Below are 21,897 nucleotides of genomic sequence, written 5' to 3'. Positions count from 1 at the left end.
CTAAAGACTATACTGCGCTTAGCTTCGTCCGGCTCATGACTTTTAGTCAAGGCGTTGTTGAGTCGGTTGTTGAGTTGAGGCTCACTCAGTTTCTTTGCCGCCTCAACCTTCTTGCTTATCTGCATCATAAAAAATTCGATAGACTTTCGTATCGCGCGGCGCGAACGTGTTCAATCTCAGACCTTCGACTCCCCTGCTTATAAAAACAAGCAATCTACCTGCGGGAATATGATATATCCGCAGGTAGATATAGTTGTTTGCAAAGAAATATTGTGCGACACGGGCGCCGTCAGCGCTTAGCCATCGACGGCCTGTCCCAGATACAGAGCAGCAGACGCCGCCGCTACCGCTCCATCGGCCGCCGCGGTAATGACCTGGCGCAGAGGCTTCTCATTCAAGTCTCCCGCCGTAAAGAGGCCGGGCGTCTTGGTTGCCATGGTCGGATTGGCTACCACATAGCCCTGCGGTGTCAAATCCGCAAGCCCCTTGAGGAGCTCGGTTGAAGGCACGCGTCCCACAAGAACAAAAATGCCGAACGAACCTTCTTCGTAGGTCTCCGTATGCTCTTCGCCCGTCTCATTGTTGCGGAAGGTCACGGAATTCAAAAGATCGTTACCGTCGACCTTGGTAATAGTCGCCAAGTAGCGTATATCGGTTTTAGGATGCGCTTCGAACTGCTCAATAGCGTATTTTGCCGCCCGCAGGTGGTCTTTGCGGACAACAAGCGTGACCTTCTCGGCAAACCGAGCCAAAAACAGCGACTCTTCAACCGCCGTATTGCCTCCGCCTATAACAAAAACGTGCTTGCCTCGATAAAACATTCCGTCGCAGGTAGCGCAATATGAAACACCATGTCCGGTAAAGCGTTCTTCTCCTTCGAAACCGGCATGGCGAGGCGTTGCGCCTCCGGAAACGATAACTGCGCGAGTCTCATACGTCGCGTCAGGAGTCGTGACTTCAAACAGTCCCGTAGCCTCATCGCGCTTGAGCGATGTCACGTTGCCCAATGTCACCTGAGCGCCAAGATCTTCAGCCTGCTTTTGCATACTGTCAGCGATGGTAAAGCCATCGGTATGCGGCATACCCGGATAATTATCAATCTCAGTTGTCAGGATTGTCTGGCCTCCCACGGCTTCTTTCTCAAGAACGACCGTGTCGAGAAGGGCGCGGGTGGCATAAATTCCCGCGGAAAGGCCGGCGGGTCCGGCGCCGACAATAACAAGATCCTTGCGTATTACATCCGCCATAATTGGCTCCAATCTCGTATCATTTACACAATGCACATATACCCAACTCCCCTGCCTTCAACGTCATAATCAGAAAGTATGAATAGATTGTGTACAATTTATTTGTCGCGGCATAGGAACTGTTGCGATGCGCAAAGTTTTGCGGCATGAAAAAAGCCGAGACGCATGCCCCGGCTTCTCCAAATCATTTACATGAAATTATGATAGCCGCCTCCGTCATTTTATATGCGGTTGCTAACTCAGACGGTCTAATTCAGGCGGTTTTTACTTCTTGATGTCTCCGTTAAAGGTTGCGCCGATTGCCCGGCTTGGCTCCTCGCCCGTCAGCGTTGACAAGATGGTGACCGAAGGTCCCAGCAGGTCAATGGAGGGAATCTTACGGACGTCAAGCTCATGGCGAATCTCACGGCGAAGCGCCGCGTCAGCGAAGGTGTGGAAGACGGCGCGGGGACGCTTGCCGTCATCGCGGCCGTCAAAATACTCGCGCATCTGCTCAACGTTCTTTACGTTAGGAACGCGGATAACATCTATCTCAAGGCCGTCAAACTGAGCCGCGGCCGCGCGAACAACCGCGATGCCAGTGTCGCCACGAGCATCGGACATGACATAGAGAATAGGAACGCCCGTATCGAAAATATCATTGTCAAGATCGAGAGGCACCATTGTACATCCTTTCAGTAGGAAGTTACTGATAGTGTTTCTACCACAACTTCTTACAGATTACTCTACTTTTTATGCGAAAGTGCACCAATATCGGCGACATGTTCGAATACCTGCGTAAACCTGTTCAAAAGACGGAGACGATTTCCGCGAACGGTAGCATCTTCGTCCATGACGAGCACTTCGTTAAAGAAACGATCAATCGGCTCACGGAGTTTTCCAAGACAAACCGCCGCTCTCTCAAAGTTCTTGTCCTCAAGCGCTTCCGCGACGTTCTTCTCGCCCTCCTTGCAGGCAGCGAGAAGAGCCTCTTCAGGAGCGGTCAACATGGTTTCGTCAACATCGGTGCCAAGCGACATGTCGCCCAGCTTAGCCGCACGATTGTAGGCAACCGCAAGGTTTTCGAAGTTCTCGGGGTCGTGAGCGCGGGCTTCATCCAGGGAACGGGCGCGCAGCAGGAACTCTTCGGGATCTATGACACCGATATGCGCGACGGCATCGATAGCGTCCTGCGAAATCTTCTCGTCACGTCCAATGGTTACCAGGCGTCCGAGGAAATACGCCTCAACGTCCGCCTGAACGCTCTGCGCGTCAAAGTGCAAGCCCTGGCGCGCGTACAGCTCAAGCGAGCAGCGAATGAAGTTCTTCAGATGCACCTGGGGCATCGTGCGGAGAAGCGCGATGACGCCAATGGCGGCGCGGCGGACGGCGTAAGGATCGGAAGAGCCGGTCGGAGGCTCGTTGATAGCGAAAAGACCGCAGATGGTATCAAGCTTGTCAGCCGCGGCCACATAGCGGCCAATCTTGCCGGAAGGAAGCGCGTCGCCGGCAAAGCGCGGACGATACTGCTCGCGAATGGCGTCTGCGACTTCCGAATCCTCACCGGCGGCCTGCGCGTAGTAGCCGCCCATGACGCCTTGCTGGCTGGTAAACTCCACCACAGCCTGGCTGACCAAATCGGCCTTGGACAGGTGAGCGGCGCGACGGGCAAGCTCAACGGCGCGGTTGTCACCGGAGTCCACTTCAGCGAGGGCGGCGGCTATTTTCTCTATACGCCCAACTTTCTGAAGGACTGTGCCAAGTTTCTCTTGGAAGACCACGTCAGACAGGCGCTCTGCAAACTCGTCAAGCGGACGCTTAAGATCTTCGTCAAAGAAGAATTTAGCGTCGTCCAAACGGGCGCGAACCACGCGCTCGTTGCCGTCAATCACCCGCTCGGCGCAGGCGGAATCGGCGTTGGAAACGATGATGAATGAGCGTGTAAGCTGGCCGTCCGCATCATATATGGGAAAATAGCGCTGGTTTGAAAGCATTGACTCGGTAATGATTTCGTGCGGTACCTTGAGGAACTCCTCGTCAAAGGTTCCCACAAGTACGCTCGGCCATTCGGTCAGATTGATAACCTCATCAAAAACGGTTTTCGGCGCGTCAACATGGGAGCCTGGGCGCTCCGCTTCCACGCGCGCGATGCCCTCAAGAATCACCTCGCGGCGGCGCTCCGCTGACAGTACACAGGCGTCCTCAAGAACCTGCTCGTAAACGGAAGAATCTTCAACGACATATGGGCCAGGACCCAGCACGCGGTGGCCTCTCGTAGTATTTAAACTGACGACATCGGCGTAGCGCACCGGTACGACTTCACTGCCGAGAAGAGCGCAGATCCAGCGAATAGGACGGACAAAACGCTCGTGCGTAGAGCCCCAACGCTGACTGCGAGGCCAGTCAAGAGCGGCAATCGTATGTTCTGACAACTCGGAAAGAATCTTCAGCGCAGAAACGCTGGGAATTGTGCGCTCAGCGAATACGTATTCATGGCCATCAGCGTCAACACGGCGCGCGAGCTTGGAAACCTCAATCCCCGCCTTACGCGCAAAGCCCTCAGCCGCCTTAGTGGGCATACCAGCAGCGTCAAAGGCAATCTCGCATTTAGGTCCGCGCATGACCTCATTGATCTCATCGGTCGCAAGCGCGACGTCCTTGACGCAGGCGGCCAGACGGCGCGGAGTTGAAATGACACGCACCTCACCGTGGGCGAGACCAGCTTCGTCAAGACCTGCGCTGACAAGCTTTTTGTACTGCACGATAGCCTTGAGCAGAGGGGCGGACGGCATCTCTTCAGTGCCTATTTCAAGCAGAAAGTCTTTAGTAGCTGCCATCAGGCCACCTCCTTCGTGTTGTGCCGATCATCGTTTTGATCAGCCACCTCTTCCAGATATGACTCGCAGCACGCTTTGGCGATGGTGCGCACGCGAAGAATGTAGTTGGCGCGCTCCACAGCAGAAAGAGCGCCGCGGGAATCAAGCAGATTAAAGGCGTGGGAGCACTTCATGACGCAGTCATAGGCAGGCAGTGGAAGTTTGCGTTCAAGACAAGCGTGGCACTCCGCCTCGTATTCATCGAACTTCTCGCGCATGAGTTCCACGTTGGCAACCTCAAAGTTATAGGTTGAAAATTCACGCTCGTTCTCCAGAAAGACCTCACCGTATGTCATTGGCGTTCCGTCGGGAAGATAGCTCCAGACAAGATCGTAAACGGAGTCAACGCCCTGGGCGTACATGGCGATGCGCTCAAGACCATAGGTAATCTCAACGGGCACTGGATCGACTTCAATGCCTCCGACCTGCTGGAAATAGGTGAACTGCGTGACCTCCATGCCGTTCAGCCAAACTTCCCATCCAAGGCCCCACGCGCCAAGCGTTGGACTCTCCCAGTCGTCCTCTACAAAGCGCACGTCATGGTCTTTCGGGTCAAGGCCGATAGCCGCAAGGGATCCAAGATACAAATCCTGCGAGTCTTCCGGTGACGGTTTGATGAGCACCTGGAACTGATAGTAGTGCTGCAGTCGGTTGGGATTCTCGCCATAACGTCCATCGGCCGGACGGCGACATGGCTGCGGATAGCAGGTACGCCACGCGTCAGGTCCCAGCGAGCGAAGAATCGTGGCGGTGTGGAAGGTGCCGGCACCGACTTCAGAATCGTAGGGCTGCATGACGGTGCAGCCTTTGTCTGCCCAATAATGTTCCAGCGCCAAAATCATATCCTGGAATGTAAGCGGCGTAGTACTCATATCCGTCTTTCTCTTAGGTCCGGGCGCTAAAGGCCTCGGGCATGGTTGAACGGCCAGAAGATAAACAGTGTCTTGGTAGTGATAGTTTCAAGAGGAACGGGCCCGAAGAATCGCGAATCAAGCGAATTGGTCCGGTTGTCCCCCATGACAAAAACGCATCCGTCAGGAACAGTATAGGGATAGTCGGTAATACGCGCGCCCGGCTGATCCGCCAGAGAATTGCTTGGCTTGCCTTCCGTATACGGCTCGTCGAGCTTCTCCCCATCAACGTACACCGCGCCGTCACGCAAATCAACCGTTTGACCTGCCGTTGCGATGACACGTTTGACCAGCATCGTATCTTTTTTGATTGGGCTGTAGAAGGTAACGACATCGCCGCGCTTCGGCGGGTCAAAATGGAGGGTGATTTTCTCCCCTACTAAAAGATCCCCTTCTTGAATGGTGTCAAGCATTGAACCGGTTGGCACGGTGAAAACGTCAAACACGAAGAACCGCAAAAGTATGGTAATCACGATGGCTGTAAGGATAATCCAGACGTAGTCGAGCAGCGCGTTGCTGTTGCGAATTGGCTTATCAGCGTTACTCATCTGCTGCGTCTCCCCTCTGTACGTCCTGCTTACATTCACGCGCCTGGATTTCTTCAACAAATGCCCGCTCATCGTCGCTCAATGGGACTGTGGCGAGAAGATCCGGCCTCCAGCGGGCAGTACGCTCAAGAGCGGAGGCGCGCCTCCAACGATCAACAGCGCCGTGATCGCCTGAAAGGAGAACGGAAGGCACGAGACGCCCCTCGTAATCAGCCGGCCGTGTGTATTGAGCATACTCCAAAAGCCCCTCAGAAAAGGACTCGTCTTGCGAGCTCATCTCGTCTCCTAAAGCCCCCGGAAGCAGCCGCGTCACCGAATCGATGACCGTAAGCGCCGCCAATTCTCCGCCGGTAAGCACGTAATCGCCGAGTGAAATAACTTCATCGGCAAGCTCAAAACAGCGCTCATCCATTCCCTCGTAGCGACCGCACACAAAGAGCAGGTGCTCTTGGGCGGACAAGCGCTCAGCTGTCTTTTGACAATACGGAGCTCCAGCCGGAGAGAAGAACACCACATGAACATGGTCGGTTGCACGCGAGGTAAGATCGCGCACCGCTTCAAAAATAGGTGCCGGTTTCATCAGCATGCCTTGGCCGCCGCCAAATGGCGCGTCGTCTACGCTGTGATGGCGATCGTATGTCCAGTCGCGCAGGTCATAGGCGTGAAATTCAAAAATATGAGCTTTTTGAGCGCGGCCCATGATGGACGCGTTGAGGTACGGAGCAAAAACTTCAGGGAATACCGAAAGCGTATCAAAGCGCATCATGCGTCATCTCCTTCTTCCTGCTCAATAAGGCCGCTTGGTATCTCTACGCAAATGGCTTTTCCGGCTGAGACGTCACGGATAAAAGCGTCAACCACGGGTATGAGAATCTCGCCTTTAGACCCGGTAACCACCCATACGTCATGGGCGGGTAAAACCAGCACGTCGGTAATCGTACCGAGCGAGCCAAAGTGTTTGTCAACGACTTCCCGTGCAAGCAGTGAAGCCCTGTCATGCAGCTCAAAGTCCTCAGGCAAGTCCGATTCGCACACAAGAAGCGTCTTGCCAACAAGCGCTTCCGCATCTTTGATGGACGTAACCCCTTCCAAGGAGATGAGACATCCTCGCTCTTGGTCTGAGGCAACAAAGCCAACCTCATACTCACGCGGACCCGTAAGCGAGGGAGGCACGGGCACCACGCGCATGCCCGACGTTATAACAGAAGAAAGACCGTGAACAGGAATAGCCACGACCTCCCCCCGTTTTCCATGCGTTTTAACGACTTGAGCAAGAGCCCGATACCGCTTGCGCACGCTTTAGCCTACAACCTCAACATCTACCGCAGTACCAACGCGCTGACCTAAAGCGCGCGCGAGCGTACGGATAGCTTTGATGGTACGGCCCTTGCGGCCGATAACGCGGCCGGCGTCTTCTTCAGAACACGTCACCTCAATGAGGGCGCCGTCTTCATGATCGGTCACATCAAGCGATACGGCGCTCTCGTCATCAACGAGACCGCACACGATGTACTCCACAAGATCGGCGACCTTATCGGAAGGCATCTCTGAAAACGACTCTAGAGCAGCGTCGTCAAGCGATTCAATACTGTCTTCTGCCACGGTTACTCGGTTTCCGCCTCGGTAGCCTCTGCTTCAGCGGCGGCCTCTTCTGCGGCAGCCTCAGCAGCTGCAGCGGCTTTAGCCTGTGCTTTCTTGGAAGGCTTAGCCTTCTTCTCTGCAACGGGAGCGCCAGTGCGAACAATCTCAATCAGGTGAGAGACTGTATTGGAAGGCTGAGCGCCCTTAGAGACCCACTCGTCGACTTTCTCAAGATTGATGTCAATCGTCTTGGGGCTGGTCAGAGGGTTGTAGCGACCGATCTCCTCAATGTAACGACCGTCGCGAGGCATACGGCCATCAGCAACGACAACGCGATAATACGGACGCTTCTTGGCACCATGACGGGCCAGACGAATCTTAACTGCCAATGAAAACTCCTTCAGTCAAGCGGCGCATCGGTTTGGTTGATAGGCTGCACCGCAAAGCCACAAACGGATTACTAGTTTACAGCAATGCGTTCACCTCGCAAGATATATTTTTAACCTCGCAAAATGAGCACGACTCAATATCCATGAAACATTTGTTCTGTTTTATCGAACATGCACCCTATAAATGCACTATACTTGTGGCATGAAAGAGATACGAAACAGACCCGGTATGCCACCCTCCAGCGAGAAGAGCGCATCTTTTGAGAGCGCTGATGTAAACAACGCTGATAGGTGGGACGCTCCCGCCATAGGCCTTATGGATCTCGACGCTTTTTTCGCCTCCGTTGAACAGCTTGACCACCCTGACTGGAGAGGAAAACCCGTTATCGTGGGAGGCTCTCCTCACAAGCGAGGCGTCGTCTCAACAGCTTCCTACGAAGCTCGAACGTTCGGCGTCCACTCGGCCATGCCCTCCGCTACAGCGGCACGCCTGTGCCCTCAGGCAATCTGGACGTCCGGTTCCTACGCTCGCTACAAAGAGCTGAGTCAAAACGTCATGTCCATTCTTCTTGATGAAACACCCCTCGTTGAGCAGGTCTCCATTGACGAAGCCTTTTTTGACGTCACGCCCGGTCGGTTTTCTCGCGAGCATCCCATCGAAATTTGCCGGCGCATTCAGCGCCGCGTCGCCGAACTTGGGATTACCTGCTCAATCGGTCTTGGAGTCAACAAGACGGTCGCCAAAATCGCTTCCGAGCGAGAAAAACCACGCGGGCTCACCGTGGTGCTTCCTGGAAGCGAGCGGCGTTTTCTGGCTCCTCTTCCCGTTGAGACCATGAGCGGCATCGGTCCTTCAACAGCGAAGGTATTGCATTCGTTTGGCATCAAAACGCTTGGAGAGCTGTCCCGCGCCAATATAGCTCGCCTTGAGGGAGCGCTTGGCGTCAGCGGTCCCCGTCTCATCCGGCGCGCCGGTGGCCTTGAGGTGTCAGTCGTGTCCGAAGCGGCGGCGCCCAGTGAAGCCAAATCCGTATCAAACGAGCGCACCTTCAAGGAAGACCTTACCGATGAAACAGAGATCCGCGCCGCCATACGCCACATCTCATGTATCGTCGGACGGCGCCTCAGAAAAAACGGACTGAAGGGTTGTACCGTAACGCTCAAGGTAAAAAACTCCGTCTCTTCATCGCACACCGCGCAAAAAACACTTTCCGCCATGACTGACCAGGAGGATCAGTTTGGCCCTGTCGCAGAAGAGCTCCTGCAGGAAGTCTGGCATAACGGTCAGCCGGTGCGCCTTTTAGGAGTTGGTGTCAGCGGTTTTGACGCCGGCGCGCAAAAGCCGATACAGCCGGCGCTTTTTGATGAGCAGGACCTTACGCCCTCAGACGCCATCCGACAGGGCAAAAAGAAGACACGCTCTCATCGACCTCCCCTTTCCGGCGTGACCGACGCCTTAAAGGACAAATTCGGAAGTGACGTTATAAAGTACGGACGCGATCTCCGCTTTGAAGACCGCGTCTCGGATACCATGCCCATGGGCAAAAGTGACGTATAGCAGCTGCTTTCTACGCTTCAAGACCAACGTCAACGCGCGGCGCGTCTTCCCACAGGCGCTCCAAGCGGTAATAGTCTCGCACTTCCGGCTGAAATACATGAACGACAACGGAACCGTAGTCCACAAGAATCCATTTCAAGCCTTCGCGGCCTTCTGTGGAAAGCGGGCTAAGACCAGTATTTTTACGGATCTTCTCGCGGATTTCGTCCACGATGGAGTCGGCCATGCGAGCGTTATCTCCGGTGCAGATGACAAAATAATCGCAGACGTCGGTTTGATCGGACAGGTCAAGGACGAGAATGTCCTTCGCTTTCTTATCATCAGCGGCAACAGCTGCGATTCGAGCAAGTTCAAATGGGGTTACAGCCATTAAGGCCCTACCTTTCTGTTCTTTTTGTCACGTCCGACTCAGTCTCTTTGAGCGGGCACCCAATCATAGCATTGTATATGTCAACGGACTTGGGATACAAGTACTTGCCGGATTCCACAACGTACAAAAGCGTTGAGGTAAAGCTCGCACGATACAGCGCCTCAAGAGAAACATGACGTACAAAAAGCTCACGCGAGCGCACAATGCCTGGATACGATGCCCGCAGCGGCTCGATAAGGTCCGCGACATATATGATCTTATCGAGGTCGGACATCACAAGGTCAGCGGTCGTATGCTTTGCGATGGCGCTCAAAATCTCTTTCGAAAGCCATGGATAGAGCTTGGGAAGCTCATGCGCGGCGAGAGGACCATGAAGCAAGCTGATAATCTTCTCATACGCGACGCCCATCTCAAGCTGGTACTTCTCGGCAAGTAAAAGCGTATCCTCGTTAGAAAGGCCCTTCTCCCAGTCATGGAGAATGCCTGCGACGCGCGCGGGATACGGATCTATCCCGTATGCGACAGCCATAGTTTCGGCCATGTGGCCAACGGAAATGCTGTGCGCGAAGCGCTTCGGGTTTTGCAAGCGCATATGCGCGTCAAGATCTCGCTCAAGCTCTTCGATAATCGCCTGCCGCTTTGAAGTGTAGGAAACCGTTGCGAATTTGATAACCGTGTTCTTGCAGTCAGAAGGCACACTCATCGCTCGTCACCTCGGGCCGTGAGCGGCGTTGAATCGGCTCCGTAGAGTCCATGCTTATGCACATAGCCCGCAACCGTGTCAGGCGTGAGGTACCGAAGACTTTGATGCTGCTCTACACGCGCGCGCAGATAGCTCGATGAGATGGCCAAAGCGGGCACCTCAAGATAGGTCACGTCAAAATCATAGGGAGACAGCTCAATGGCCCGTCTCGCCCGATTAAGGTCATAGCCGGGACGCGTTGCCGCCACAAAGTGAGCAAGCTCCGCTACGGTGCTGGCATTGCGCCAGCTGACAATATCCGCGATGGCGTCAGCGCCGGTAATAAAGTAAAACGAGACGTTTTCGGGATAGAGCGCGCGCAGGCGTGTCAAGGTCTCGGCGGTATATGTAATGCCTTCAAAGTCCACTTCAAAGCGACTTGCCACAAAGTGGGGATTATCCGACGTGGCGAGAAGCGTCATTGAGTAGCGATCCTCCCCCGCCGTTACGCGCATATCCTGCTTAAAGGCGGGGCGGCCTGCGGGCATAAAGACAACAACATCGAGATGCAAATCGTCGTACGCGGTTTCCGCAGCTACCAGATGTCCATAGTGGATAGGATCAAACGTACCGCCCATAATTCCCAATCGGTAGGTCTTTGAGGAATCCTGGCCGAGGTTCGGAAGTCCGGGGTGCATGCCATTTACTATCTTACTCATGCCCTATCCCATCGGTAGAGTCGATTTTCGCGTCTTCGTCAGATGCCGCGGGTTCGTCCAAAGCACACGGATCGTCTTCAGCGTAGCTGTCTGGTGCAGGCGCGGACGCTGACCCTTCAAACGTAAAGGCGAACCCCAGAATCCGAACTTCATCTCCGTCGACGGCGCCCGCCTTAATCAGCTGATCGTCCAAGCCGATGCGGTCAAGCCGATGCTGCAGGTAAGCGACGGCCTCATCATTGTCCCAGTCGGTTTGGATGACCATACGTTCGATGGCGCCTCCAGAAACGCGCCAAGCGTGACGCTCTTCTCGCTCAATGGTAAAACGGCTGTCACGGCGCTGACGCCTGTGCTCCCAGGTTTCAGAGCGGTCGACAGTCGGTGCTGCTGCTGAGAACTCTTGGCGAAGCTTGGCGACTGCCGAGGCGCAGTAGGCGACAAATTCGTCAAGATTATGACCGGTTACCGCGGAAACGGCAAAGAAGCGGTGTCCGTCCACCTCCGCTGCGTGGCGCAGCTCTTCTATTTTGTCAGCCGTATCCGGCATGTCGCACTTATTGGCAACCACAATCATCGGCCGCTCGGCAAGCTCAGGCGCGTAGGTCGCAAGCTCGCGGTTGATAACGCGATAATCCTCAACAGGGTCGCGGTCTTCAAAGCCGCCTGTTATATCAACGACATGGGCGATAAGAGCCGTGCGTTCAATATGGCGCAAAAATTGATGACCAAGACCTTTGCCTTCACTTGCGCCTTCAATGAGACCAGGCACATCGGCGCAGACAAAAGACTGACCGCTCGCGGCGCGGACCACGCCCAGGTTAGGTACGAGCGTTGTAAACGGATAGTCGGCAATCTTCGGCCGCGCGGAACTGATGCGAGCAATGAGCGAACTCTTGCCAACTGACGGCATGCCGACAAGCGCCACATCGGCCATCAGCTTCATTTCCAGCTCGATCCAGTGATCTTGCGCCGGTTCTCCTTTTTCGGCAAAGGCGGGCGCGCGGCGCACCGATGTCACAAAGTGAATGTTACCCAGGCCGCCGCGGCCGCCGGGCGCCACAACTACGCGCTCGCCTGCAACCGTAAGATCAGCTATGTCATACAGGGGCTTTTGCGTCTCCGGATCAAGCTCTCTGACCACGGTTCCCAGCGGTACCTTGAGCAGCAAGTCCTCGCCGTCCGCGCCGTGACGCCGTGCTCCTTTGCCGTGCGTGCCCCGCTCCGCCTTGAAGTGGTGCTTATATCGGTAGTCAATGAGGGACGACAGCTGCGGGTCGGCAACGATTACCACATCGCCGCCATGGCCGCCATCGCCGCCATCGGGTCCCCCTTTAGGCACGAACGCCTCGCGCCTGAACGACATGCATCCCGCGCCGCCATCGCCGCCTTTTACGTTGATATGACACAGGTCGGTGAATGTATCCACGGATCCTCCTTTGAGCAGTTTATATGGTACGCGAAACCGAGCCGCAAAGAAACCGTGGCGAGAAGCGCGCGAAAATTAGAGAACCGCTACGCCAATAACAAACATGAGGCCGACAACAAGTATGACGCCATCAGACATACGCATTGGATAGCGCTTGAGCGCGGAATCCCGCGTGCGCAGATAAAACCCACGCTGTTCGGCTGAGAGCGCTGTAGCGTCAGCTTTTTTCACCGAAGAAATCATCAGCGGAACGATAAGCGGGAGTTGCAGTTTCAGGCGGCGAAAAGGATTTTTTGCGTCAAACTCCACGCCGCGCGCCGTCTGGGCCTCCTTGATTTTCTCCATTTCCTGCGAAAAAACAGGGACGAAACGAATAGCGGTAGTGATGGTAAACGCGTATCGATACGGAATATGGAGCACTTCGACGCAGGAGCTCGTCAGGTCCTCCATGCGGGTAAGGCTCATCATCGAAAGGAGCGGCAGCGCCAACGCGATGGTGCGCAGCGCAACATTTGTCGCCTGAGCAAGACCATAGTCGGTGACAATGTAGAACACCGGCGTGCCCGAACGCGCAATGAGCGCCTGAACGACAAACATGCAAGCGCCTATAACAAAAAACGCTCCCAAGAGCCGAAACGCCTTTTTGGCATTGCCTGCCACGATATTGATAAGCAGCGTGGCTGCGATAACAGCAATAATCTCAGGGTAGCCGGGAGCTACAATGCCCGCCGCGAAAAGCTCGATGGCGAGAAAGACCTTAGCAACCGGATTTGCGCGATGCAAAAAGCTCGTGCCTTCCGTGTAATCAATAATGCTACCTGACATCTGAGACCTCCGAACCGCCGCGGCCTTTGGTGGTATTGCAATGGCGATGATGTTCTTCAACGGCTTCTCTAACAAATTTCTCGGCCGCCGCGCGAGAGGTGGCGTCACTCACAATACGCTCAGTCATCCGACCAATCTCAGACACTGTTGTCAGTCCCGTATAGGCGGCGTCAACGCGCTCCGAGAGCACGCGCGCAACCTGTACCACCTGAGGCGGTTCAATAGCGGCGAGGCGCATAACAGCATCTTGTGCAAAAACTTCAGCCAGAGGACCATCAGCGATGAGGGAACCGTGCGCCATAACTGCCGCGCGACTCGCAAAGTCAGAAACGACCTCCATGTCATGGCAGACCATCAAAATGGCACAGCCCTTCTCGCGCAGCTTTTCAACCTCGTGCATGACGGTCATGCACTCACGGTAGTCAAGGCCGCTTGTCGGCTCATCGAGCACAAGCACGTCAGGCTCGCACACGACCACGGACGCCAAGGCTACCATTTGGCGCTGACCGCGAGAAAGCGTAAACGGAGAAACCTGAGCGTCAAGTCCAAAGCCGTCGATAACGTCTTTCGCCCGCTCATGCGCTTCTGATTGCGGTACTCCTTTGAGCTCCAGTCCAAAAGCGACCTCATCGAGAACCGTGTCTTTGCAGATTTGGTGGTCGGGATTTTGAAAGAGCGTGCTGACGTGGTGGGCAATCTCGCTGGTGCGCTGAGAAACGGTGGATGTTCCCATAATGCGCACATCACCGCTTTGTGGCTTCAATAAGCCGTTGACCAGCTTGGTAATGGTTGTCTTTCCAGCGCCGTTTTGACCGATAAGCGCCACAATCTCACCGGGATTTACGGAAAAGGTCACATGGTCAACGCCGTCATTGCTGCTCTCATAGCGAAACGAAACGTCAAGCAGCTCAAGCGATGGCTCAACTTCCTCTCCCTCCGGCTGAGACAGAACCTTTTTGAATGGACCGCTGTCAGCAGCCGTCACAGGACCACCGATGAGCGGCAAATACGTTGGAGAAAGAGACGCGTCTTTAGAGGTGAGCGGAGTCTGCACGTCGTAGGAGACCCCCCTGCTCTTCCCCACCGCGCGCGCGACAAGGCCGCAGGCGTCTTGGACTGTCAGCGAAACGTCTTTCTCGTCCGCATAGCCAAGTTTACGCAGGTAATTGGAAATGCGTGTAGCCCGAGGACTGTCAACGCCAAGTTCGCGCAAGACCGCTGAGCGCGCAAAGACTTCGCTTGTGGAGCCGCAGGCGGCAATGGCGCCGTCTGCCAGTACGAGGGCGCGTGAGCAATATGTGGCGAGAAGAGCGACCTTTTGCTCCACGACAATAACCGTGATGCGCTCAGTGCGATTGAGCTCGGCGAGCGTTTCAAAAATGGTGCGTGAAGAGACGGGGTCAAGGGCGGCGGTCGGCTCGTCAAGGACCATCACGCGCGGACGCAGCGCTAACATGGCGGCAAGGGCGACCTTTTGCTTTTGGCCGCCGGAAAGCGTCGCAATTTCGCGGTAGCGCAGATCGGATATGCCAACGGTATCCAAAGCGTACGTCAAACGATCCATAATCTGCTCGCGGGGAACATCAAAATTTTCAAGCCCGAAGAGAAGTTCATCCTCTACAATGCCGGCAACCATCTGCGCGTCAATATCCTGAAGAATGAGGCCGATTGAACAAGAGATGTCGGTCAGGGTAACGTCACAGGTATCCTGCCCGTCAACCAGCACCGCTCCATACAGCGTGCCGCGGTAGTGGTGCGGAATCGCGCCGGACATAAGCGAGGTGAGCGTCGTTTTTCCTGCCCCCGAAGGCCCTACGATACCGAGAAACTCTCCTTCGCTGAGCTGGAAGTGTATGTCTGAAAGCGCGGGCGTTTCGCTGTCGGGATAGCTAAACGTCACATGTTGAAAATCAAGTACGGAGTGCATGTTCTTCTCGCCATTCATAGCTACGATTGAAGTTTGATGTAACGGCATATACGAGTGTATACAAGAAACGTCCGCTGTTCAGCAAAAATCGTCAAAAGAACACCGAAAGGCGGCCTTTTTGAAGCGGATCAGCGGCGTGTCGCTTTGGACAGAGGTTCCGCGAGCGCCTGCACCACGATAGCGTTGAAAAGCGCCGTGCACAAAATTACGGGAATCATGACGAGAAAGAGGTCAAGACCGGCATGTTTGGCGGGAACGGCAATCGCGGCAAAAATCAGACCGGAAACGGCAGTCGTTATAAAAGATCCTACAAAGGGCATAATTCTGCTCTCGGCGAAGGCGCTTTTGGTAAAGGCAAACATCACGAGCGCGGCGATTGATTCCGCGACCAAATCGGCTCCAGGAAGCGAGGTGGTGATTTGAATGACCGCGCCGGCGATAAGGCCGATAATAACCGATTGCACCGCGTTCGGCTTGAGCAAAAGAATCGCTAGGCAAAATGAGGCGATGACAAACTCCGGGGCAATGCCCACCGCGCTGATTGCCTTGCCGACGGTCAAATCAAGAATGAGACCGGCGGCAATGAGTACCGCCACTGTTACCAGCGATGTTACATCAAGGGCCCCCTGTCGACTTGATTGGATCGCAATACGCGGCTGTTTGAGGTTTTGGCTGTTCAAGTTCTGGCTGCGATGAGACTTTTGGACTGTCATATGCGTTCCTTTCACGCGTTTCTTATTATCTATTACGTTGTTACCTGCGTTGCTCTGCTGCGTTCTCTTTTACATTTTTCTTTTCATACTTTCTCGCGATTTCGGCAATAAAAAAGCCCCCGGTCTTTCCGGGAGCCCTCACATATGCCAAACAGCATGAGTGACTCACAGTCAACCGAAGAGGGACAGAGTACGCCACCACCAGTTTTTACGGGATGCGGTTGCAGTGGAGTTTGTCGCTGAAGCGCAGCTTATTGCTGCTGGATTAGAGCTCATAGATAGTCTCCCTTCCTCTACAACAAGGCTGACACGGCTAAAACAGTGTCGGCAACTCAAACACACGATTACAACCTGTGAGCAAGGATACCAATTCCTCTTCACGGAGTTTTCGAAAAAGCAATCATGAAACAGCTTTGAAACGTTGAAGCGTTCGAAGATGTGAGCTATGAAGCGTTTAAGGGCGCTAACACTACAAGCATCCCTATGCCAAAAAAGGGACCCCGAAGGGTCCCCTTGCAAAAACAACAGCAAACGAATTGCCAATTATGTTACGCCTGCGCCTCAATGACGTTGACGACATGCTTGACGCCGCGCTTGAACTCGACAACGCCATCAACGAGCGCGAAAAGCGTATCGTCCTTGCCGCGGCCGACGTTAACGCCGGGGGTAATGTGGGTGCCGCGCTGACGAACAATAATCTGACCAGCCTTGATGGCCTGGCCACCGTAAATTTTGGTACCCAGGCGCTGCGCCTGAGAATCGCGGCCGTTACGGGACGAACCGAGACCTTTCTTGTGTGCCATAGTGCTACCTGCCTATCTTAAAATAATCTGAAACGTTGAAAGCCGCTTACGTGAAGAGTTGAAGGTGCTGATGCAACCAAACATCCAAACGCCGTTACTCGGCTGATTCGTCGGATGCCTTAGACGCAGCCTTGCGCGTGGTCGGAAGAGAAGTGACCTTCAGCTTGGTAAGCTGCTGACGATGTCCGTTGGTACGGTGGTAGCGCTTGCGCTTGTGGAGCTTGAAAACAAGGACTTTTTTATCCTTGAACTGCTCAAGAACCTCGCAGGTGACCTTCTTAGAAGAGAGGTCAGACGGATTGACAATGGTCTTCTTGCCGTCATTAAGCATGAGAACGTCAAGCTTGACCTTGTCGCCAGGCTGCGCGTCAAGCTTCTCGACAGCGATAATGTCATCTTTGGCAACCTTATACTGCTTGCCACCAGTTGCTACGATTGCGTACATGTGTGTAACCCTTCATTGCTGAAAACGTGCAACGATTATCAATGAGACCGGTTTCTGGAACCCGAGCAAAGGTATCCAACGCCGTAACCTGTGGCGCACGCGGGAAACTGTCGGCGCCCCATGTCCCTCGGCGAGAAACACAGCTCGAAACAGTCTACCATAAGAATCTCAAATTACCAGATTAATCCACAACTTGTGGCTGATTTTCTTCCTTTTTGATATGTTCGATGCGCATTACAATGCCGCGCGCCGTAACTTTTGTCCCAAGATATCCCATGGACGCCTTCAGCAGCCAGCCAAAACCGGGCACCACGCCCACAAGACTCCGAACAGCGCTTCGGTATGCCAATCCGGCACAAGCAACGCCTGCAAGCTCAGGAATGCGATCAATGCGGGAATCCAGACCGTAAGCCGTCGCGATATCAAGCGCCAGACGAATCTGCGAGGATGTCATCAGCGCCATGTCGGACCCGGGAATCATAGAGACCGCGCCGATTGCGGCATTGGTGGCGGCGCATCTGGAAACCAGTGAGGACACCAGAGCCTCCCGGCAAAACGGAAACGACGCCGCGCATGAGACGCCCTTCTCGGTAGCAGACGCAAGCCATACGGCTAAACGCTCAAGCACAGCTTCAGACGAAGTGCCGGCCAGGATGTTGATGCGCAGAGCGGCTTCGGCGGAAACAGCAACGCGCGGCGCCTCAACAGCCGACTCAACGATAACCGCAACGGGAATACCGGATGCGGCAAGTTCTGCGCACTTCTCGCCTACCAGCAGATTTCCTCCGGATACAATAATGGCCGCATCGGGAACTGTTGAAGTTTGCGCCTCAGACGCCGCGAGAGGCAGCACCTCGACATGCGCACTCACACGCTCAGGCACAAGAGCCTGGCGGACCGCCTGCGCCAGATACGTTGGGCAAGACCTGTCAACGTATACGCGAACAGTCACGCTCTCAATCTGCGCGAAATCCGCCCCAAGCCCGCTCACCAGCGAGCCCGCAATCTTTGTCATCGAAGCTGCCATACTCACCTGCCCCTATGCCGCCTTTACTCGGCCTGTATCGCATCAATACTACGCGGACTTCTGACGATGTCGCCACACCGACTGCACCACACCCACAGACATCATCTGCGCAAGCATCGATGTGGAACCGAAGCTAATGAACGGCAGTGGAATGCCGGTGATGGGCATAATGCCAATGCACATGCCAATATTTTGCAGCATTTGAAATGTCCACATGGCGGCGCAACCCACAAGAGTGAGCTTGGCAAACGGATTTTCAAGGCGCATGGCGAGAAGAATCGTCGAGAAGATCATCCACGCGAAGAGCGCCAGCATCACAAGAGAGCCGACAAAGCCAAACTCCTCGGCAAAGAGCGCGAACACGAAGTCGGTATGCGCCTCAGGTAAAAACCTGCCGCTTGCCTGCGTAGCATTGCCCGGACCCTTGCCGAAAAGGCCGCCGGAACCGACCGCGATTTTGGCTTGCTGCAAGTTATACCCGTCTCCTGACGGATCGATGGACGGGTCGACAAATACCACCAGGCGCTTGATCTGGTAGTCCTTCAGAATATGCGGGATACCCGGAATAAGCGAGGTCACTACCACCAGTGCCACCACAGCGACAAGCAGGGAAAACGTAATGAGAATCCATGTTTTTTTGGCACCCGAGCAAATGATGACGGTCGCTCCTATCGCCAAAAGAATGAGGCCGGTTCCCAAATCAGGCAGCAGCATAATACAGCCAAAGGGAATGAGCAGCGTACCGCAGAGCTTTACGTAATCCTTCAAGGTTTCCACTTTGCCGTGGTACTCAGCGCCCACGGCGGCCATGAGGAAAATAAGTCCAATCTTGCCGACCTCCGAAGGCTGAAAACGCAGGGGTATGAAGGGAATCTTCACCCAGCCAGTCATGCCTTTTATGGATACGCCCAGCCCTGGTATGCGCGGCATAATCATCAAAATTGAAACTGCTATCAGCAAAAACGTCGACATGTTCGCCAGGCCGCGGTAGTCATAATGCCAAATGAGGGCAGCAAGTACCGCGCCGATAGCAATACCTGCAAGGTGGCGGGGAAAGCTCGCCTCCGCGATATTTAGCGACGCCGTATAGATGACCACGATACCGATAAGAATAAGCAGGCATGCGGGTATCAGCTGCGGCAGATAGAGATTGCCCAAGATATCGCGCTTGCCGTCTGATTTTTTACCGTTGACGGTCAGCCCTTTGGGCGTGTTCGTGCGTCTGAAGCGAGAAAAACCTCGCTGTTTGGTGACGGCAGATGTGTCCAACGCCATGTTCTTCTCGCCTCCTATCGCGAAACCGTATCTTTTTGGCCGTAGATAGCGCCAAAAACATCGCGAACGACATACATTGCAGAGCCAGCGCCCGAAGGAGCGCAGTCAACGTTTGCGCAGATGCAGTATTTGGGATTGTCGGCAGGCGCATAACCCACAAACCAGCCGACCGGATCGCCTACGGTAATCTGCTGCGCCGTGCCCGTCTTGCCGTTGACCTGCACATCCAAGTTGGTCCAGTGCGCCGCATACGCGGGGTCTTCCTCATAGACCATGCCGTGAAGACCGCGGCTCACAATATCGTAGTTGGACTCCGACTCCTCGCATTCAATGATAATTTTGTTTTTGTACTCGATAACAGACCCGTTGCCTGAGCGGGCGTTGATACTCTTCAGCACATGCGGCTTCCAAATCTGGCCCCGCGTGGCGACGCCGGCGTAAGCGTTTGCCATCTGCAGGCAGGTGACGAGAAGATCGCCCTGTCCAATGGACAGGTTGCAGTTGTCGCCACCCTGCCACGCGCGCGAATCGTCGGGCGAATCGGAAAAATAATCCCACTTCCACTTGGCATCGGGAACTCTGCCGGACGCCTCTTCAGGAAGGTCAATGCCTGAAAGCGCCCCAAGACCAAACTTGCGGAAGACCTCCTGCATACCTTCGGGGTGCTCCTTGTTGTAAAAGAAACCCTTGCCTATCTCGTAAAAGACAATGTCACACGAGTTAATGATGCCGGTAACCAGGTTCACCGTACCGTGACCGGAAAGTTTCCAGCAGTGCATGCCGTATTCTTCGCCAAATCCCGTCCAAAACCCCGTGCAGTACCATGAGGATTCAGGCGTGCAAACGCCGTAATCGAGGCCGGCGAAGGTCGTCAGCGCTTTGATAACAGAACCGGAAGGATACTGACCTGCGATAACGCGGTTCATAAGCGGATAATTGGCGTCTTCAGATTGAAGGTTTTCCCAGTCAGACGAAGCGATACCACCGACAAATACGCTTGGCGAGAAGGTCGGATAGCTTGCCATGGCAATGACTTCACCGTTGGTCACGTCAAGAGCGACAACGGACGCTGCCTTGCCCATAAAGCCTGCCGCGCGAGACACCTTGATAGCGTCGACCAGCGCGTCCTCCGCCGCCTTTTGCACCTTCGCATCAATGGTTAAAACAACGTCCGAGCCGCTTTGAGCTTCGATTGACGTACTGTGATCAAGCACTTTTCCGCTTGCGTCAACGTAGACGGTCTGCTCGCCACGAACGCCCTGCAGCGCCGATTCATACTGCAGCTCCACGCCCGTTTGCCCCACAATGTCTCCATGGGCATAAACGAACCCGCCGTCAGCAGTCTTGCTGTTTTCAAGCTGCTCTTGCGTTACGGTGCCGGTATATCCCACCACATGAGCCGCAAGCGTTCCGTTGGGATAGAAGCGCTGAGTACGCTCTTCAATGCTGACACCATCAAAAACACCGGGATGCGCGTAGATAGCGGCGATGACACGGCGGGATACGTCAACGGCTACCGTGCGAAGGCTCTGCGCGCCTTCAGAGGTATCAATAATCTTGCGGTAGACCGCGCGCTTTGGCATGCCCAAGAGGTTGGCAAGCACCTGCATTTCTACGTCATCTTCAGATACGTCAGACTTCGCCACAACCGCCGGACTGGGACGATTGGTAACAATCTCTACGCCGTTGCGATCCAAAATACGGCCACGCGGCGCCGCGGTGGTAACCGTACGGGTGCGGTTACTGTCCGCCTGCTTTTGATATTCATCGCTTGATACCAGCTGCATAGACCACAGGCGAGCAAATAAGGCGGTAAAGACCGCGCCAACCGCCACGCTCAAGCCAACAAGCCGAGAAGAGAGTGTTTTTTCGGGAGAAGCGTCCGCGCCGCCGGAAGCCCGCGGGGAGCCTCCGCCGATATCAAACTTGAACGGAGAATTCTTTCTTCCGAACACCAGATAGATGATAATGAGTCCAATAGCAGCCAGAACACAGACTGCCACAATAACCAGCGTCAAATCCATAGCGATTTACCTCAAATGTTTCGCTGCACGCTTTGCGCCGCGAAACGCGCGCTCGCCGCCGAGAGAAGCATGTGAAACTTGTTGGCGTGAATACCTGTACACAAAGGGTAAAGACGCAAGCAGCGTCAGCGCGATTGTCGGTACGGCGATGAAACCAAAAGACCCTAGGAAGCTGGAGCTTTGCCCTAAAATGGAGGCAAATACTTGCTGCAGAACGGACACGATGCTGATAGTTATTGCCATCTGCCCCATTGAAGGGCCAAAATGACCTGCCAGGCGGTCACGCACTTCTCGCCCAAGGATATACGACATCACCGTCAGAAGCAGCGCCATAAGACCAACAGGGCTCGTTGAAGACAGGTCATACAGAAGTCCGGCGCAAAATCCGCAGATTGTTCCAGTTCTCCCGCCTACCTTCAGCGCCATGAGCGCCGCAAAAATCAAAGCGAAATTGATATGACCCTGCGCCAGCGAGATATTCGGAGCCAGGGCAAGCTGGAGAATCAGACACACGATGGCGAGCAGTGCCGTGGTGCGCAGCTCTTTATTTCTGTCAGCTACCTGCATGTCCC

Annotated in this window: 23 protein-coding genes; 1 reads left to right on the top strand and 22 read right to left on the bottom strand. The window is 54.7% G+C overall.

Annotation, left to right across the window (positions count from 1 at the left end):
- Positions 1–296: 296 nt before the first annotated feature.
- From HMPREF1527_RS01645 to rpsP, 9 genes are all read right to left on the bottom strand, one after another.
- Positions 297–1,247, bottom strand: a complete 951-nt coding sequence (locus tag HMPREF1527_RS01645; protein ID WP_016476965.1) for an NAD(P)/FAD-dependent oxidoreductase — start codon at positions 1,245–1,247, stop codon at positions 297–299.
- Positions 1,248–1,511: 264 nt separating this feature from the next.
- On the bottom strand, positions 1,512–1,910 hold the full coding sequence (locus HMPREF1527_RS01640) for a kinase/pyrophosphorylase (RefSeq protein ID WP_016476964.1): 399 nt from the start codon (positions 1,908–1,910) through the stop codon (positions 1,512–1,514).
- A gap of 62 nt (positions 1,911–1,972) precedes the next feature.
- Positions 1,973–4,063: a glycine--tRNA ligase subunit beta gene (gene glyS / locus HMPREF1527_RS01635; protein WP_016476963.1), complete on the bottom strand. Its 2,091-nt coding sequence runs from the start codon at positions 4,061–4,063 to the stop codon at positions 1,973–1,975.
- Complete coding sequence (locus tag HMPREF1527_RS01630; RefSeq protein ID WP_016476962.1) at positions 4,063–4,974, bottom strand: glycine--tRNA ligase subunit alpha; 912 nt, start codon at positions 4,972–4,974, stop codon at positions 4,063–4,065. The genes glyS and HMPREF1527_RS01630 overlap by 1 nt, the downstream gene beginning before the upstream one ends.
- A 26-nt stretch (positions 4,975–5,000) precedes the next feature.
- The gene (gene lepB / locus HMPREF1527_RS01625) at positions 5,001–5,561 is read right to left on the bottom strand and encodes a signal peptidase I (RefSeq protein ID WP_016476961.1); all 561 of its coding nucleotides are present in this window, start codon (positions 5,559–5,561) and stop codon (positions 5,001–5,003) included.
- Positions 5,554–6,324: a tRNA (guanosine(37)-N1)-methyltransferase TrmD gene (gene trmD, locus HMPREF1527_RS01620; protein WP_035433824.1), complete on the bottom strand. Its 771-nt coding sequence runs from the start codon at positions 6,322–6,324 to the stop codon at positions 5,554–5,556. The genes lepB and trmD overlap by 8 nt, the downstream gene beginning before the upstream one ends.
- Complete coding sequence (locus tag HMPREF1527_RS01615) at positions 6,324–6,857, bottom strand: ribosome maturation factor RimM (protein ID WP_016476959.1); 534 nt, start codon at positions 6,855–6,857, stop codon at positions 6,324–6,326. Before HMPREF1527_RS01615 ends, trmD begins: the two co-directional genes overlap by 1 nt.
- A gap of 3 nt (positions 6,858–6,860) precedes the next feature.
- Positions 6,861–7,106 (bottom strand): KH domain-containing protein, encoded by a 246-nt coding sequence (locus HMPREF1527_RS01610; protein WP_051113104.1) that lies wholly within the window; start codon positions 7,104–7,106, stop codon positions 6,861–6,863.
- A gap of 59 nt (positions 7,107–7,165) precedes the next feature.
- Positions 7,166–7,531, bottom strand: coding sequence for a 30S ribosomal protein S16 (rpsP, locus tag HMPREF1527_RS01605; RefSeq protein ID WP_016476957.1), 366 nt, complete (start codon positions 7,529–7,531; stop codon positions 7,166–7,168).
- A 184-nt stretch (positions 7,532–7,715) separates the two neighbouring features.
- Here rpsP and dinB point away from each other — a divergent pair, with 184 nt between their 5' ends.
- Positions 7,716–9,089: a DNA polymerase IV gene (gene dinB / locus HMPREF1527_RS01600; RefSeq protein ID WP_016476956.1), complete on the top strand. Its 1,374-nt coding sequence runs from the start codon at positions 7,716–7,718 to the stop codon at positions 9,087–9,089.
- 10 nt (positions 9,090–9,099) lie between these two features.
- On the opposite strand, the gene rsfS is transcribed toward dinB, so the two are convergent.
- The 13 genes from rsfS to mreD all read right to left on the bottom strand — a co-directional run bounded on the left by rsfS (position 9,100) and on the right by mreD (position 21,892).
- Positions 9,100–9,459: a ribosome silencing factor gene (gene rsfS / locus HMPREF1527_RS01595; protein WP_016476955.1), complete on the bottom strand. Its 360-nt coding sequence runs from the start codon at positions 9,457–9,459 to the stop codon at positions 9,100–9,102.
- Between the two features lie 7 nt (positions 9,460–9,466).
- The gene (gene yqeK, locus HMPREF1527_RS01590; RefSeq protein ID WP_016476954.1) at positions 9,467–10,162 is read right to left on the bottom strand and encodes a bis(5'-nucleosyl)-tetraphosphatase (symmetrical) YqeK; all 696 of its coding nucleotides are present in this window, start codon (positions 10,160–10,162) and stop codon (positions 9,467–9,469) included.
- The gene (gene nadD, locus HMPREF1527_RS01585) at positions 10,159–10,860 is read right to left on the bottom strand and encodes a nicotinate-nucleotide adenylyltransferase (RefSeq protein WP_016476953.1); all 702 of its coding nucleotides are present in this window, start codon (positions 10,858–10,860) and stop codon (positions 10,159–10,161) included. Before nadD ends, yqeK begins: the two co-directional genes overlap by 4 nt.
- Positions 10,853–12,286 (bottom strand): GTPase ObgE, encoded by a 1,434-nt coding sequence (gene obgE, locus HMPREF1527_RS01580; protein ID WP_016476952.1) that lies wholly within the window; start codon positions 12,284–12,286, stop codon positions 10,853–10,855. Before obgE ends, nadD begins: the two co-directional genes overlap by 8 nt.
- A gap of 75 nt (positions 12,287–12,361) precedes the next feature.
- Positions 12,362–13,111 (bottom strand): energy-coupling factor transporter transmembrane protein EcfT, encoded by a 750-nt coding sequence (locus HMPREF1527_RS01575; RefSeq protein WP_016476951.1) that lies wholly within the window; start codon positions 13,109–13,111, stop codon positions 12,362–12,364.
- Positions 13,101–15,086: an ABC transporter ATP-binding protein gene (locus HMPREF1527_RS01570; protein WP_232209519.1), complete on the bottom strand. Its 1,986-nt coding sequence runs from the start codon at positions 15,084–15,086 to the stop codon at positions 13,101–13,103. The genes HMPREF1527_RS01575 and HMPREF1527_RS01570 overlap by 11 nt, the downstream gene beginning before the upstream one ends.
- An 80-nt stretch (positions 15,087–15,166) precedes the next feature.
- Entirely contained in the window at positions 15,167–15,751 is a 585-nt protein-coding gene (locus HMPREF1527_RS01565) for a hypothetical protein (protein ID WP_016476949.1), read from the bottom strand.
- A 548-nt stretch (positions 15,752–16,299) separates the two neighbouring features.
- Positions 16,300–16,554, bottom strand: coding sequence for a 50S ribosomal protein L27 (gene rpmA / locus HMPREF1527_RS01560; protein ID WP_016476948.1), 255 nt, complete (start codon positions 16,552–16,554; stop codon positions 16,300–16,302).
- 94 nt (positions 16,555–16,648) lie between these two features.
- Positions 16,649–16,999, bottom strand: coding sequence for a 50S ribosomal protein L21 (gene rplU / locus HMPREF1527_RS01555; RefSeq protein ID WP_016476947.1), 351 nt, complete (start codon positions 16,997–16,999; stop codon positions 16,649–16,651).
- A gap of 181 nt (positions 17,000–17,180) precedes the next feature.
- Positions 17,181–18,026 (bottom strand): hypothetical protein, encoded by an 846-nt coding sequence (locus HMPREF1527_RS01550; protein WP_016476946.1) that lies wholly within the window; start codon positions 18,024–18,026, stop codon positions 17,181–17,183.
- A gap of 48 nt (positions 18,027–18,074) precedes the next feature.
- On the bottom strand, positions 18,075–19,301 hold the full coding sequence (locus HMPREF1527_RS01545; RefSeq protein ID WP_016476945.1) for an FtsW/RodA/SpoVE family cell cycle protein: 1,227 nt from the start codon (positions 19,299–19,301) through the stop codon (positions 18,075–18,077).
- 14 nt (positions 19,302–19,315) lie between these two features.
- Positions 19,316–21,325, bottom strand: a complete 2,010-nt coding sequence (gene mrdA / locus HMPREF1527_RS01540) for a penicillin-binding protein 2 (RefSeq protein WP_016476944.1) — start codon at positions 21,323–21,325, stop codon at positions 19,316–19,318.
- A 6-nt stretch (positions 21,326–21,331) separates the two neighbouring features.
- Entirely contained in the window at positions 21,332–21,892 is a 561-nt protein-coding gene (mreD, locus tag HMPREF1527_RS01535; protein ID WP_016476943.1) for a rod shape-determining protein MreD, read from the bottom strand.
- Positions 21,893–21,897 lie beyond the last annotated feature (5 nt).

The sequence above is a fragment of the Atopobium sp. oral taxon 199 str. F0494 genome (genome assembly GCF_000411555.1).
Classification (GTDB): domain Bacteria; phylum Actinomycetota; class Coriobacteriia; order Coriobacteriales; family Atopobiaceae; genus Lancefieldella.
This window is presented reverse-complemented; position numbering and strand designations above follow the sequence as displayed.